The 15,184-nt window shown below is 44.9% G+C and carries 13 protein-coding genes; 10 read left to right on the top strand and 3 right to left on the bottom strand.

Going from position 1 to position 15,184, the window contains the following annotated elements; genetic code table 11:
• The first annotated feature begins 32 nt into the window (after positions 1–32).
• The 5 genes from HNR44_RS11775 (at position 33) to HNR44_RS11755 (ending at position 4,856) form a co-directional block, all read left to right on the top strand.
• A complete protein-coding gene (locus HNR44_RS11775; RefSeq protein WP_184404479.1) occupies positions 33–1,088 on the top strand; it encodes a glycosyltransferase in 1,056 nt (351 codons plus the stop codon).
• A 155-nt stretch (positions 1,089–1,243) separates the two neighbouring features.
• Complete coding sequence (locus tag HNR44_RS11770) at positions 1,244–1,900, top strand: hypothetical protein (RefSeq protein WP_184404478.1); 657 nt, start codon at positions 1,244–1,246, stop codon at positions 1,898–1,900.
• Positions 1,901–2,045: 145 nt separating this feature from the next.
• Positions 2,046–2,363 carry an RNHCP domain-containing protein gene (locus HNR44_RS11765; protein ID WP_184404477.1) on the top strand — a complete coding sequence of 106 codons (318 nt, stop codon included), beginning with the start codon at positions 2,046–2,048 and terminating at the stop codon, positions 2,361–2,363.
• A gap of 147 nt (positions 2,364–2,510) precedes the next feature.
• The gene (locus HNR44_RS11760) at positions 2,511–3,677 is read left to right on the top strand and encodes a DNA-processing protein DprA (RefSeq protein ID WP_184404476.1); all 1,167 of its coding nucleotides are present in this window, start codon (positions 2,511–2,513) and stop codon (positions 3,675–3,677) included.
• 12 nt (positions 3,678–3,689) lie between these two features.
• Positions 3,690–4,856, top strand: coding sequence for a M20 family metallopeptidase (locus HNR44_RS11755; RefSeq protein ID WP_184404475.1), 1,167 nt, complete (start codon positions 3,690–3,692; stop codon positions 4,854–4,856).
• A gap of 5 nt (positions 4,857–4,861) precedes the next feature.
• Here HNR44_RS11755 and HNR44_RS11750 read toward each other — a convergent pair whose 3' ends face one another.
• The gene (locus HNR44_RS11750) at positions 4,862–5,620 is read right to left on the bottom strand and encodes a TerC family protein (protein WP_184404474.1); all 759 of its coding nucleotides are present in this window, start codon (positions 5,618–5,620) and stop codon (positions 4,862–4,864) included.
• Between the two features lie 331 nt (positions 5,621–5,951).
• Here HNR44_RS11750 and HNR44_RS11745 point away from each other — a divergent pair, with 331 nt between their 5' ends.
• From HNR44_RS11745 to HNR44_RS11725, 5 genes are all read left to right on the top strand, one after another.
• On the top strand, positions 5,952–8,048 hold the full coding sequence (locus HNR44_RS11745) for a hydantoinase/oxoprolinase family protein (protein WP_184404473.1): 2,097 nt from the start codon (positions 5,952–5,954) through the stop codon (positions 8,046–8,048).
• On the top strand, positions 8,035–9,636 hold the full coding sequence (locus tag HNR44_RS11740; protein WP_184404471.1) for a hydantoinase B/oxoprolinase family protein: 1,602 nt from the start codon (positions 8,035–8,037) through the stop codon (positions 9,634–9,636). Before HNR44_RS11745 ends, HNR44_RS11740 begins: the two co-directional genes overlap by 14 nt.
• A gap of 28 nt (positions 9,637–9,664) precedes the next feature.
• Entirely contained in the window at positions 9,665–10,450 is a 786-nt protein-coding gene (locus HNR44_RS11735) for an SDR family NAD(P)-dependent oxidoreductase (protein ID WP_184404470.1), read from the top strand.
• 160 nt (positions 10,451–10,610) lie between these two features.
• Complete coding sequence (locus HNR44_RS11730; protein WP_184404469.1) at positions 10,611–11,315, top strand: gamma-glutamyl-gamma-aminobutyrate hydrolase family protein; 705 nt, start codon at positions 10,611–10,613, stop codon at positions 11,313–11,315.
• Between the two features lie 456 nt (positions 11,316–11,771).
• Positions 11,772–12,344, top strand: coding sequence for a nucleotidyltransferase family protein (locus HNR44_RS11725; RefSeq protein ID WP_184404468.1), 573 nt, complete (start codon positions 11,772–11,774; stop codon positions 12,342–12,344).
• 450 nt (positions 12,345–12,794) lie between these two features.
• Here HNR44_RS11725 and HNR44_RS11720 read toward each other — a convergent pair whose 3' ends face one another.
• Together HNR44_RS11720 and HNR44_RS11715 are read right to left on the bottom strand one after the other, a co-directional pair.
• Positions 12,795–14,108 carry a (Fe-S)-binding protein gene (locus tag HNR44_RS11720; RefSeq protein WP_184404467.1) on the bottom strand — a complete coding sequence of 438 codons (1,314 nt, stop codon included), beginning with the start codon at positions 14,106–14,108 and terminating at the stop codon, positions 12,795–12,797.
• Positions 14,105–15,178 (bottom strand): FAD-binding oxidoreductase, encoded by a 1,074-nt coding sequence (locus HNR44_RS11715; protein WP_184404466.1) that lies wholly within the window; start codon positions 15,176–15,178, stop codon positions 14,105–14,107. The genes HNR44_RS11720 and HNR44_RS11715 overlap by 4 nt, the downstream gene beginning before the upstream one ends.
• Between the last annotated feature and the right edge of the window lie 6 nt (positions 15,179–15,184).

The raw sequence follows: 15,184 nt of genomic DNA, 5'->3' as shown, positions 1-15,184 counted from the left end.
CGTCTAAATCATAGATGAGTGGTGAGATAAAGGTGAATAAATCAAGTTCAAAAGCCCTTATAAGCGTCATTATCCCAACAAGAAACAGAGTAAATATGCTGAAACAAGCAGTGAATAGTGTCTTAAATCAAACGCACCAAAATTTGGAGCTGTTTATCGTTGATGAAGCCTCTACAGATCATACCCCTGAGTATATGAAAAGTATCAATGACCCTAGAGTGCATTGTATCTTTCATCAGGAACCAAAGGGTGGGAATGTAGCTAGGAATAATGGTTTTAAACACGCAAAAGGCAATTATATTGCTTTTTTGGACGATGATGATGTATGGGCCAAGACAAAATTGGAAAAACAATACCTTGCTTTCGAAAAGCATCCGGAAGTTGGGTTGGTAAGTTGTAATAACCTAGTCGTTGACGCAGACGATAACGTCCAGCGGCTAAGCAAACGCGGCAATAATAAACTCTTTGATCATGACGAAGCGCTCAAAAAAATTCTGATAGGTAATTTCATTGGAGGAGCTTCATTTCCACTCATTCGTCGAAAATGCTTCGAGGATGTGGATGGTTTTCAAGATCATCTTAAAAGCGCTCAAGAAACGAATCTATATTTACGAATGATTCATGCTGGATATTCTGTATATATTTGTAAAGACCCTTTGCTCCTGTATCGCGAACATTCTCTTCATCGCATTACAGATAGCTATGAGCCTAAATTAAAGGGGTTAGAACAGCTTTATGAGTATAAAAAAGAAAACTTATTTCCATTTATCAATGATGAAGAAGCTAGCCAAGTCACTCATGAACATTTGAGAAAACTAAGCATCGTGTATATGCAGCATAGAAATTATAGAAAATTTATTTACGTAAAAAATAAAATTGCAGATGAAGATTTAGTCAAGAACGCTACATTTTACAAATTGAAAACACACATATTGGTTGCTAGAAACAGGCTTTCTCATTCATTTCCGGGAAGGTTACTAAAAAGTATCGTTCAAAGCTTAAAAACAAGGAAATTAAATAAGGAATGGGAACACTACATGCAATCCGAGTTTACGCATTATGAATTAAGCTACAAGAAAGTAAGCTAATGAGATCTTATGCTTGAAGAAAGGCTAGACCGCACATGCTCAGAGACTTTTATCATTATAGCCGAAGAAAAAGAAAAGAGTTTTATTTAAAGTTGTATAATCTATTTCGCCTTAATAAGCTTTTCCATTCTTTACGGTTTTCTATGGAAACACAGATGAAGTTGATACCGAAGAAGCTGTATAAAACATCAGGTGCTTTATCGCATCCATATTGGGTAGAAGTAGCCAAAGTAAAGTACGGAGGCAGCCCTAGAGCAGAATCAAGAATAGGAAAGGATTTTATTTTTGATGGCGATTGGGATCTTGAAGATCAACAACCCATTAATCAATACTTAGATAACTTTATCTATACGAAAACAGCCAAGCAATTATTGCAAGAAGGTCTTCCTTACTATGAAACGGAACAATACCAAGAGATGAAACAGATTATTCAACATCGAGATTATAAGAATTGGCGGGCAAGAAGCTGTAAAACAGAGGAAGACATTCAAGCGTATTTTAATAGCCTCCACAACATCTATAGTGACATAAATAAGAGTGGATTTAAGACCCAAAGGGATCTTGGAAATAAAGGCAAATTAGATGAAATTTGTGTATTTATCGATCGAAATGGTGAAATCCATAAACAACAAGGCAGCGGACAACATCGGTTGGCCATTGCTAAAATGCTAAATGTCTCAACAATCCCTGTTACAATTAGGGGTGTTCACCGAGCATGGGGAGTACGTGCATATAAAGAGAACAATAAAGATATAATCACGGCTATAAATCATAAAATCGAGAAAGAAATTGCTGTGAAAAATGGCAAATAGCCTACTGTTCACGGATGGATATGAGCCTTTTCGCCGCGATTTTAAGCCATCGCTTGGATAAGAGAATACCTATCCCTGAGTACAAACATGTCGTTACTTCTTATGGTAATATAGAAAGTATGATGTTCTTGAGGAGGGGCTGTCCGTGAGTAGAGCAACTGAAAACACCGGCTTTACATGTGAAAATTGTGGTGGTGAAGTACGCGCCCTTAGTAATGGCAGCTATCGTAATCATTGTCCCTTTTGCTTATATTCTAAGCATGTGGATGAGCATCCGGGGGATCGTACTTCATCATGCGGCGGCTTAATGCAACCAGTTGATTTACGTTATCATTCTAAAAAGGGATATCAAATTGTACACCATTGTCAGGCTTGTGGTCATGAACAATTAAATAAAGTGGCAGAAGACCAAGCACAAAGCGACGATGTGATCGGTTTAATGGATCGGTTGGCCAAACGATAATTTAACTTTCTTATGTTTGAATGGGGCTCAGCCCACCACTTCTGTAATCAGAATTTTAAAAAACATGCTATTATTAAAGCATTATGATTGAATGTTCATTCATTTTCTAGTAGAGTAAAATCAAAAGCGTATCGAGGGTGAATGTGTATGAAGAATAGCAGGGTGGCTGAGATAGATGCCGATAACCTCCGTCCGTTTATTGAGCAGGAAGTGTTGTTTGCAAGCGAAGCTGCGGATTATTTGGGGATCACATCCCAGCGTTTAAATCAGTTGGTGCATACAGGAAAAATAAGGCCGGTTCGTAAGAGTTCCAGTGGAAATTTATATGTGCGTACAGATCTGGAAAATCGCCACCATCGTATAAATGGTAAACAAATGAAGTGTATCACTCAACTATTTGAAAACAATGAGCGGGAACATGTATATGAAGCCATTAACTATTTTACGATTCAAACGATCTATAATGGTTCCGATAAGAAAACATTGCCTGTTTTTTACAATTTAAATAAAAATTGGAACATGGGTCAGGATCTATCGGAAAAAAGCCATGAGATTGCTAAGGAATTGCTGATTGAGACAGAAACATTTAAAAAAGCTCATTCTCAGGTGATGGATGGATTTCAGCAATTGGGAGCTAAAGATTATATTGTAAAAAAGGGGGAACAACATTATCCATCCCGTCTTGCAGTGATAAGTGATGCACCAATGTTTTTATTCATGCGCGGAACCCCTGGGCTTCTTGAGCGTCCCCTTGTCTCGATTGTTGGTTCCCGAAAGCCGTCTGATGATGGGCAAGGAGACGCTTATCAAATGTCAGCGCAAATGTCGAAGAACGACTTCGTGGTCCTTTCAGGGTTATCGGGAGGGATTGATGAAGCAGTGCAACAGGCGGCGTTTGATCATGGGGAGCCAGCGGTAGCGGTACTTGCAACGCCGATCAGTCATTATTATGGTTGGGGGAATCAGGAAATTCAGAAACATTTAGAGACTGATGGTTTAATCATTTCTCAATTTCCGCCTTCAGTTAAAGTTGAACGCTGGCATTTTGCCATGCGGAGTGCCTTAATGAGTGCGTTGTCGATGGCTACAGTCATTGGCGAGGCATATAAAAAAAGTGATGCGTTAAAGCAAGCCGATGCCGCCGTGGAGCATGAACGCCCATTACTTTTATCACAAGAAGCATTGAATAATCGTGAAACCTTATGGACGAACCGTTACATGGAATATTCCCGTGTCTTTGCTTACCGTCGCTATAAGGACGTGATTCGGCGTGTGGCTATGATAGAGCAAGAAGAAGGACAAGCTCAGCTGTAGGGGGAAAATGATATGAATGCCAATAGGGCAGTTGAGGAACTAAAAGATATTTTGCAAACGGAAACGGTGAACCCGCCAGGGAACGAGGAGGCTGTTGCTAAGAAACTGGAAACTTTGTTCACCGAATATGGGATCGAAACGGAGCTTGTTCCACATAGTGAGGGGCGCATCAATTTAATTGCTACCTTGAAGGGGGATGGATCTTCGGATTATGTACTCGGACTGTCGGGACATATGGATGTCGTGCCTCCGGGTGATAATCCTTGGGATTATGAACCATTTGCTGCTAAGGAAGTGGATGGCCAGATCTACGCTCGTGGGGCATGTGATATGAAAAGTGGGCTTATGGCATGTGTGATTGCGTTGATTCAAATGAAAGAAGAAGGAGTGCCGCTTTCCGGTGATGTAAAATTACTGGCTTCTGTCGGTGAGGAGGTTGGTGCAGTCGGGGCGCAGCAGTTGACCAATGAGGGGTATACTGAAGATCTTAACGCGTTGATCATCGCGGAACCAACGAACGGAAATGTAACGGTTACACACAAAGGTGCCCTCTGGGTAGAGATCATCTGTTATGGGAAGACCGCCCATGGTTCCAGGCCTCATAAAGGAACAAACGCGATTCTTCATATGAATGCGGTGATCAATGCATTAGAAAACGGCCGATTAAAGATGGACGACACTGAAGATTCTTTTCTAGGGAAGCCATCGTTTAGCATTAATGCCATTGAGGCCGGTGGTAGTCCGAATATGGTACCAGATATGTGCCGGGCGGTCATCGATTTTCGAACGGTCCCCTCGCAGAAGCATGAAGAGATCTTGGCAGAAATCCATCGTCTTCTGGAAGCATTAAAGGTAGAGGTCCCGGAACTATCAGGAGAAGTTCAAGTGTTGAATGACCTGCCTCCGATGGAAACCGCTGCAAGTGACCCCTTCGTCGATCATCTGTTAAATGTACTCGAAAAAGAAACGGGTGAACGAAAAGAACCGACCGGTATGAGCGGCTATACCGATGGTTCCCAATTTATGAAAAGTAAATCGAACTTCCCGATTATTATTTGGAGCGCCATCAATGGATCGACTGCGCACCAACCTAACGAATACGTAGAAGTTGAAGATTATCTTTGCAGCATTGATCTTTTCAAAAAGATTGCTATCAGCTACGTAGGTCGTAAGGCATGATCCGGCTAAGCTGCGTCGTCTTTTTGTCTTGATAGTATCCAGCTAAGGATGATGGTAACCGCCATTACACTCCAAAAAACGGTTTTCCATGCCCCGCTTTCGGGAAAGTGTTCAGGCAGCAGCGCGATGCTTGGATGTGAAAGAGTGAAGACAGCTAATTTTATACCCACTAACCCGACAATGAGATAAGCACCATGTTCGAGCCCGGGGCGCTTTTCCAATAACGCAATTAATTTACCCGCGGCAAAGCGCATAATAATGACGCCGATGAGCCCGCCAAAGAATACGACGAGAAATTGCGCCCCGTCTAACGGGCCTACTGAAAACATCCCTGTTGCGGGTAATGCCATTGCTAGTGCCACCGCAGCAAGAATGGAATCCACGGCAAACGCAATGTCTGCCATTTCCACTTTAAGGACGCTCATCCAAAAGCCTGATTGTTTGGATGTGGCAGCGATTTGTGTTTGTGCGCTTGAATCGGCTTTTCTTTTCCAAAAGTGATGAATCGATAAGTAAAGCAAATAAAGGGCGCCGATGGCTTGCACTTGCCAGATGTTGATGATATAGACGACAAACATTAAAGCAATAAGCCGAAAGACGACGGCTCCCGCAAGACCGTAAAAAAGGGCTTTTTTACGTTGCTTCTCTGGCAAATGCTTGACGAATGTCGCTAGAACAACAGCATTATCTACGGCAAGAATCCCTTCCAGTGCGATTAGAATAAGCAATGCCCAACTGTATTCGAGTAATAACGATAGTTCCACGTATTTTCGCTCCTTTTTATAGGCAAAAAAAGACCTTTGCCAATTTCAATTGGGCAAAGGCATATATAAATAGACCTCGCCCGTGGTGGCAAAGGTCTTGCGAACAACCAGTCGGTTGTATCAAAGCCGGGGATTTATTTCCCGTCATGACGACTTTGATAAGGAGCTACTCCCCTTTGTCTTATTTTAAATATACTCCTTTTCTATGAATCCGTCAACGGGTAATTCTATCAATAAGGGGGAGAAATGAACAATTTTTCTTTCAATATTAAAGGATTGCTCCCTTTCATGAAGAATAGTATGAATAGAGATCAATAAAGGGGGTAATAGAATGACCTCAATTCACGTTGGCATAGATATTGGGGGGACGTTTACAGATTTTGTTTTTCTTGATGAGGAAGGGAAGCGGTATTTCGGTAAAACGTTAACCACATATCCGAATCCGTCGGATGGTTTTCTTAATGGGCTTGAAGATCATTTACAAAAATATGGTTGGCGTTATGATGACATTGCAACGATCATTCATGGCACAACGCTGGTCGTGAACGCCTTGATTGAGCGAAAAGGGGCGAAAACGGCTTTAATCACTACAGAGGGGTTTCGTGATCAGTTGGAAATTGCGACGGAAAGCCGTTATGATTTGTATGATCTTTTTGTTGATCATCCATCGCCGCTCGTGCCGCGGCATCTCCGTTACACGGTGAAAGAGCGCATCTTGAATGACGGTACGGTGTTAGAGCCTCTGGATGAAACGGCTGTTAAAGAGCGTTTTGAAAAGCTACGCGCTGAAGGCGTAGAAGCGGTCGCCGTTTGTTTTTTACATAGTTATCGAAATGGGGCCCATGAAGCGAGGGTGCGTGAGATTGCAAAAGAGGTGGCGCCAGACCTTTACGTTTCCCTTTCGAGTGAGGTGTCACCGGAAATTCGCGAGTATCAGCGCACATCGACGACAGCGGCGAATGTGTTCGTGCAACCACTTGTGCAACGTTACTTGGGAAAATTAGAAAATACAATGAAAGAACGGGGGTTTAAGGGGAATTTCCTCATGATGTTATCGGGCGGCGGCACATGTACGATTGAGACAGCGGTGCGTTTTCCGATTCGTATTCTCGAATCGGGGCCCGTGGGCGGGACGATGGCTGGAGCCTACTACAGTGAAAATAGCAAGCTGAATCATTTGCTCGTTTTTGATATGGGAGGAACGACAGCAAAAGCAAGCCTCGTCGATCATGGCAAACCGCTTACGACAAATGAATTTGAAGTGGGTCGTGCTGAACGTTTTATGAAAGGTAGTGGTGTGCCGGTGAAAGTACCGGTTGTGGAAATGATTGAAATTGGGGCGGGTGGCGGGAGCATTGCATACGTGAATCAGCTTGGGCTGCTCAAAGTAGGGCCTGCGAGTGCGAGTTCAGACCCGGGGCCTGCCTGTTATGACCGTGGCGGCAGACAGCCGACGGTGACGGATGCGGATCTCGTCCTCGGCTATCTCAATCCGGATTATTTTCTCGGCGGAGAGATGAAATTAAGCAAAACTCGCGCGTACGAATCGATTGAAGCGGAAATCGCGAAGCCCCTTGGTCTTGATGTCGTTGAAGCAGCTTGGGGCATTCATGAGGTCGTTAATGAAAATATGGCAGGAGCGGCGCGCATCCACGCTGTTGAAAAAGGTAAGGACATTCGCGATTATCCCCTGTTTGCTTCCGGGGGCGCGGGTCCAGTACATGTGGGACATGTGGCTGAGATCTTGAATGTGCCGACGGTGATGCTTCCGATGGGAGCCGGTGTAAATTCCGCGTTTGGTTTCCTGACGTCCCCGCTTGCGTTCGATTTTGTGCGTAGTTTTTTTGGAAAACTGGAAACACTCGACTGGAACTACGTAATGGAATTATTGGAAGACATGGAGCAAGAGGGAAAAGCATTGCTCGCGCAAGCCGGTGTTACAGAAGGGGTTGAAATTCTCAGGCGTGCGGAAATGAAGTACGCCGGACAGACACACGAAATCACAGTACCCTTACCCAATGGGGCTCTCACGTCAAAAAGTGTTCCTGAAGTAACAGAAAATTTTAAAGAGGCCTATGCGAAGCTATACGCCGAAGCGCATGATGATATGGCGATTGAAACGTTGAATTGGCGGGTGATTGTGCGCGGCCCCAAACCTGCTTTATCCGTTCAAGTATCAGAGCAACGAATCTCTAAAGAGGCGGTACCGAAAGCACACCGCGATGTTTATTTTCGCACGTACAAGGAATATTGCCAGACTCCTGTATATGAACGGCAGGATTTACTACCAGGTGCTGAAATTCATGGTCCAGCAATCGTGGAAGAACGCGAATCCACACTTGTCGTCGCCCCCGGTTTTATTTTACACGTTGATCATTTATGGAATTTGTGGATGATCAAGAAGGAGGATAGGCATGACAACGTTTGATCCGATTCAATTAGAGGTGCTCTGGAACCGTTTCGGGACGCTTCTTGAGGAGCAGGCAACGACGCTGATTCGTACGTCCTTCACAAGTATTTTGTCCGATGCCAATGATTTGTCAGCAGGTCTTTTTAATAAAAAGGGTGACATGATTGCCCAGGCACGGACGGGAACACCAGGGCATATTAATTCAATGGCAACAGGGGTTCGTTATTTTCTGGAAAATATACCAGTAGAGACGTTGCGCGCGGGGGATGTTCTTATTGGAAACAATCCTTATGAGATTTCCGGGCATCTGTTAGATATTACCATTGTGACGCCTGTGTTTTATCAGGGAAATTTCATTGGCTATTTTGCTTCGACGTGTCACGTCACGGATGTTGGCGGGCGCGGGTTTAGTCCAGAGGGCGAGAGTATTTATGAAGAGGGACTACATATTCCTTATATGAAGTTTTATTCTGAAGGCATGATCGATCAAACGCTTGTGGCACTGATTCGTGCGAATGTGCGCGCACCGGATCAAGTGCTCGGGGATCTTCGGGCACAAGTGACTGCTCAGGAAGTCGCCATCGCTCGATTACGGGAAACTTTGGAGGAGTTTGGCTTACTGGATATAGAAGCCGTAGGTGAAGAGATTATGCGCCTGTCGGAGGCGGCGATGCGGCGGGCTATTGAAGGGCTTCCGGATGGCACGTATGAAAATGAACTGTACAGTGACGGCAGCGAAAAGCCGGTGCGCCTGCAGTGTGCGCTTACTGTAAGCGGGGATGAGGTACACGTTGATTTCAGTGGCACCTCGGAGGGTAGCACGAAGGCGATTAACGTTTGCCTCAACTACACGCTAGCGTACGTGAACTACGTGTTGAAAGCAACGATTGCTCCCGATCTCCCGAGTAACGAGGGGAGCTTTCGACCGGTGAGCGTGAGCGCGCCTGAGAGGTGTGTGCTAAACGCGGTGCACCCGATGCCGACGGCCGCTCGCCACATTATTGGACATTTTGCGCCGGTTTGTGTACTTGGAGCACTTTCTCATGTGCTTCCGGAAAAAATTCCAGCGGAAGGTGCGGCGGCAATTTTTGCACTACAAGTTCACGGGGACGATGCAGCAGGAAATCCGTTCTCGTACGTCACGTTTAATGCGGGTGGCACAGGGGCTCGACCTGGGAAGGATGGGTTGTCGGCAACGACGTTTCCTTCGGGGGTGAAGGGAACGCCGGTAGAGATTATCGAGAACATGTCACCGTTGTTGGTGTACCAAAAGGAGCTGAGGCCAAATTCGGGGGGCGAAGGTAAGTTCCGGGGAGGACTCGGGCAGACGATCCGATTTGGAGTACGTACGAAGCGGCCTTTTTCCTTGCCGCTGATGTTTGATCGTATGCAGTATGCACCTAAGGGGCTGGAAGGCGGCGGTGACGGAGCAAAAGCTGAAGTAAGCATCAATGGCGTGGCTGCTGAGGAATCAAAGAAACTTTATACGCTTTCGCCGGAGGATGTAGTGACATTATTGCTGCCAGGAGGCGGCGGCTTTGGAAACATCACTGAACGTAAAGCTGAGGCAAAGGAAAATGATGTGTTGAATGGATATGTAACGTAACCCTAAGTTTTAAAAGGAGAGAAGCAAAATGCGTTTACAAGAGAAAGTTGCAATTGTCACAGGTGGAAGTCAGGGAATTGGTAAAGGAATTGCAAGGACGTTTGGAAAAGAGGGTGCAAAAGTCATCGTTGCGGATATTAATGAAGAATTAGGTCGTGAATGTGTGCAGGAATTACAAAATAACGATGTAGATGCATTTTTTCATCCGACTGATGTTAGTGATGAAGCAAGCGTGATGGAGCTCGTAAAAGTCGTCAGCGACAATTATGGGGGCATTGACATTCTGGTTAATAATGCGGCTATAAACTTTCGTAAAGCTGTACACGAAACATCGCTTGAAGAGTGGAATCAACTCCTAGGGATCAATTTAACCGGACCGTTTTTATGCTCAAAATATGTCTTACCTTTGATGCAAAAGCGCGGAGGCGGTTCGATCATTAACATTGCTTCCTGGCATGCAGAGAAGACGATCACAAGGCTTGCGGCTTATGCCTCTGCAAAAGGTGGTATCACTGCGCTCACGCGGCAAATGGCCCTTGATTATGGAGCAGATCAAATCCGCGTAAACGCCGTTGGCCCAAGCACCGTCGACACCCCACTGTTACAAAAAACTTTCGAAAGCCTCGACGATCCAGACGAAGCATTCAAACAAACACTCGATTACCAGCCGATGGGGCGTATCGGAACCACTGAAGATATCGCCAATGCCTGTTTGTTCCTTGCCTCCGACGAATCTACCTATGTCAGTGGACAAACGCTTATGGTTGATGGCGGAGCGATTAACAAGATTGCCCGGCCACTCATGTTTGATTAAGGGGGAAAATCGCGGTTTCCAGGATGAGGGGGTACGGTTTTTTTCTTACAAACGCGGGAAATGTTCCAGAAAATGGAGGCTGTTTTTCACGTGTTCTGTATCGAGTATCCAGGGCCGATCGTAAATAATAACTTGGATTCATTAGAAAGAGGGGGAGCGAATGGAGCCAATCATTGGAATAACTACTAATTTACGGGATGAACAAATGATCTCTCTTCATCAGGACAATGTTACTTCCATCCTGCAAAGTGGAGGTGTTCCATTCGTATTACCGAATGTTTTGCAAACGGAGAAGATCGAAAAAATGGTCGAAGCCATAGACGGTTTGCTTGTTACTGGCGGCGGAGATATCGATCCGACGTTATTCGGTGAAGAGCCGCACCCTGAACTACGGGAAATCAGTCCGTTAAGAGATCGTTTTGAAATGGAAATTATTCAAGCCTGTTTAGACAAGGATATCCCGATTTTAGCACTTTGCCGCGGATGCCAAATGTTGAATATTGCTGCGGGTGGAGATATGTACCAAGACATTTACACTCAGAAAACAAACCAACTATTGCAACACCAGCAACGTGCCCCAAGATCCCATGGTTCCCATTATATAGAGGTAAATGAAGGTTCAAAGTTGGCGAAGATCGTCGAAAGTACTCGTTATAAAGTAAACAGTTTTCATCATCAAGCCGTACGATCGATGGCTGAAGGGTTCAAGGTTGTGGGAACAGCTAGTGATGGCGTCATCGAAGCATTTGAGAGCGAGCGGCATTCGTTTGTGATCGGTGTAGAGTGGCATCCGGAGAACATGGCCATTGCGGAAGATGTGTACAGTAAGCGATTATTTAATGCATTTGTCAAAGCAGCGCAGTGATGTGTAGTAGGTAAAAGTTCTGAAGCATAATTAGGAGAGATAGGGAGGCCTGCCTATTCCTGTGTTGATTGAAATAACAAGATAGAGTACCGGCGCTAGGAGAACGCGTTAGGCTTTTTGGTTCCGCCGGGATCGAGTTACTAGAAAGAATTCTTGAAACTTGAAGCAGGTTATATGCCATCGTTTCTACTTGCGGTAAATTCACTTTATATGCCGTCGGCTTCGATAAAGGAAGGTCCGGGCCCAGCCTCTCCTAACCAATAGGCAACTGGTTCCGGATAGACCACTCTCATGTGATTGAAGTGTAAACTTGTTATCAGAATTTTACATGTCGCTAAGCCAGGTGTTAATTCGATAAGTTCTCCTTCACATAAGACTCATTAAGATAAAAGAATCAAATATGGGTTAATAATAAATTACATAAGAATTCTTTAGTAATTATAAATGGAGGATGCGATGAAAAATAAAAAAGATATCATCTCGATCATAGAATCTGATGACTGGATGATGAGCATATTGGAGCTAGCGAGAACCTTGCAGCTTCCAGATTGGTGGATTTGTGCAGGTTTTGTTCGTACGAAAATTTGGGATCATTTGCATGGATTCGAGCAACGTACTCCATTAGCGGATATTGATCTGATTTACTTTGATTCCTTATTTATAGATGAAGGTTATGAGAAAGAGTTAGAAAAGCGTTTGCTTGAGATAAAACCTGAAGAACCTTGGTCAGTAAAGAATCAGGCGAGGATGCATGTGATTAACGACACCCCTTCTTATCATTCGTCTGCGGATGCGATCTCTAAGTTTCCTGAAACTGCAACAGCAATAGGCCTAAAGCTTGACCGTGATCATGCGCTAATCCTCAAAGCACCATACGGAGTGGGAGATGTAATGCAAGGAATCGTTGCCCCCACTCCGCATTTCCAGAAATCTGAAAAAATGATGCGCATCTTTGAAAAACGAAAAAAGGAAAAGCAATGGAAAAAGAAATGGCCGATGCTTTCCTATAGCAGCAGAAATAAATCATGAGTTTTCATAAATTTAGTTTAGGCCTGTGATTAGAACTTCCTCAATTGTTCTAATTGTTTTGCCCGAAAATCAAAAATGTTCTCAAGCCGTTGAAGAACGAAAAGTTCATGGGTGATTCCTTTGGCGATTGTGAACGGCATTAGATAATGGATCGCATCTTTAGAAAAAATGGTGCTGGTGATGGCAGTAGCGAAAACGGCTGTAGCGTTGCTCGTCGATAAAACGTTCCCCTTCCTTGACATGGGTAATTTCGGTGACCTACTGAATGGGAATTGCTAAGAACGGCCGGATGCGGTAGCGAATAATAATGCCCGGATACACATCTCATCTAACATTTCAAATGACATATCAGCTGGCGTAATGTCTGCCAGCTGATTCGGGTTGGAGAAGAACGACCATACCTCCTTGCGGGAAATTGGAAGATACTGTTGGCGGTGTAAGGTGTGTATTTTATTGGGAATCGCTCTTCTCTATCGGCTCTGCTTCCATTAACAGATCCGCGAGATGGATAGCCTCCATCCGTTCACCAACCCCTTCCCGCTCAATTCCCAATTTCATTTGTAGTAGACAGCCGGGATTCGTGGTGACAATCACCTCTGGTTCAACATCCGAAACATCTGCCATTTTCACATCCAGGATATCCATGGCGTCATCGTAATTGAGAATGTTATAGATCCCTGCTGAGCCGCAGCAAAAATCGGGCTTTGACATTTCTGCAAGGTTTAGTTCCGGGATTTGCGCCATTAACGTTCGCGGCGGTTCGGTTACACGTTGGACGTTGGTCATATGACAAGACGGCTGGTACGTGACTGTTTTTCGTACTGGTTTGGTGAACGTTAGATTATCGAGGTGAGCAAGGATCTCTGATATATCTCTTACTTTCGCGGAAAAGTGTTCTGCACGTTCCCGCCATTCAGGCTCATCAGTAAGAAGGTGTCCGTATTCCACCAGTTTAGCTCCGCAACCGCCAGCATTGTTAACGATGTAATCCACGTCTTCATTTTCAAAGATTTCAATATTTCGTTTCGCTAATTCCTTTGCCTTGGATCTCTTGCCATCATGGGCATGAAGTGCCCCGCAGCATGTCTGTTCTAGAGGAGTCACAACTTCAGCACCTGCTCGCCGTAACAATTCAATGGAGTTCCGATTCGTCTCAAAGAAAACACTATCCATCACACAACCTCTGAAAAAAGCGACCGTCATCTGTTTTTTGTTATCAGGCATCACATGGGTTTGTCGGCGTCTTCGTTCCACGGGCGAAGGCATCTTTGGCAGTGCATGTTCGAACTGATCAAGGTTGAGCGGTGCGATCGAGGTAAGCTTTAATGTTTGTGCTATTTTTTGCATGCCGCTCTCCTGATAGAACCAAGTGGCGTTTCCGAGTGTATCCATCCAACGCTTACTCGGAAAGAACGATGTAAACAAGAACTTTTCCGTTACCTTCTGTACGCCGGACTTCCGCTTATGTTTTTCCAAGACCTCTTTGGCTCCTTCAAATATCGCACCATACTGCACGTGCGTCGGGCAAACGGTCGTACATGCCATGCATCCCAGGCATTTTTCAATTGGATCCTCCAAATCCTCAAGCGAAGCCTTCCCTTCCGCCACCATCTTTACAAGATTAATCCTTCCTCGCGGCGAATGTGTTTCTTTTTCCATCGTTTTATATGTAGGACATGCCGGCAGACAATACCCACATTGAACACAATCAAACGTCTTATCATACTCGATTTTTTCCTGCAGAGCCTTTAAATCAGGCGTCATCGCTCCATCCCTGCCTTTCCCCGTATAATCCCCTGCGGATCCCAACGTCTTTTCATCTCTGTCATCAATGTACGGGCAGCTGGACTGTGCTCTTTACGTTGAAAAAATAAATCAGGATCGCCCTCCCTTAGGTGAACCGTTATATACCACATACCATCTCCCACGTGTCCGTAGAGAGAAGGGACTCCTCCATAGGTATCTTTGAGATGCTGGAAAAATGGCTGCAGTTTGTTTACGGGGATATTTGCACGGACACCGGGCCTTTCCTCACGGTAAGTATCCCATAAGGCGTTACCCTCACCTTCAGTGACATTGACCTCTCCAAGCATCGCGGTTAAGGTTTGGGCTTGTGCCTCCACCGTTTTCGGTTGGCCATCAAGGGCAATCAAGAGCTGAGGTTTATCAACCGCTTTTAAGGCCATTTTCGCCGGTAAAATATGAGACATGTATACGTTCCTAGCCGCTTCCCCGGCTTTTTCTAAATCATTAAATGTCGCAATCAACGTACAGTGAGCTGGTGGTTGAGGCATTAATTTTAGCGTTGCCTCCGTTATGAATCCGAGAGCGCCTCTTGCCCCGACGATAAGCTTCGTAACATCGTAGCCGGTAACGTTTTTAATCGTCCGTCCGCCAGTGCGAATCAGCCTTCCTTCTGGTGTAACGATTTCAAGTCCGATCACGAAATTTTTGGTGACGCCATATTTCAGCCGGTGCGCACCGCTCGCGTTCATCGCGAGGTGATCGGCGATCGTTGAAGTGTGTTGTCCGCTTGCATCGGGAGGATACATAAGTCCGTGCTTATTCGCCTCTTCATTAATGGCTGCGGGGATGACATTAGGAGAAACTCTTGCGATCAGATCATCCGGGTATACATCAATCGTTGCAGGCCAGTCGCTCGTAACGATATAAACCCCTTCGGTATTTTCTTTATTGATAGACAGGGGAATGCTATGCTCGTTTGCCCATTGGACCACTTGCACCACATCTTCTTTGCAGGAAGTATGAATCGTAGTACCGTTCATTTTTTCAGGGGAAAACTTTTTCTCCAACTCTAGTAATGCTTGTTTCATAGAATG

The organism is Geomicrobium halophilum (assembly GCF_014207655.1).
GTDB lineage: Bacteria > Bacillota > Bacilli > Bacillales > Marinococcaceae > Geomicrobium > Geomicrobium halophilum.
The sequence above is the reverse complement of the archived record's forward strand: the minus strand, read 5'-3'. Positions and strand labels throughout refer to the sequence as shown.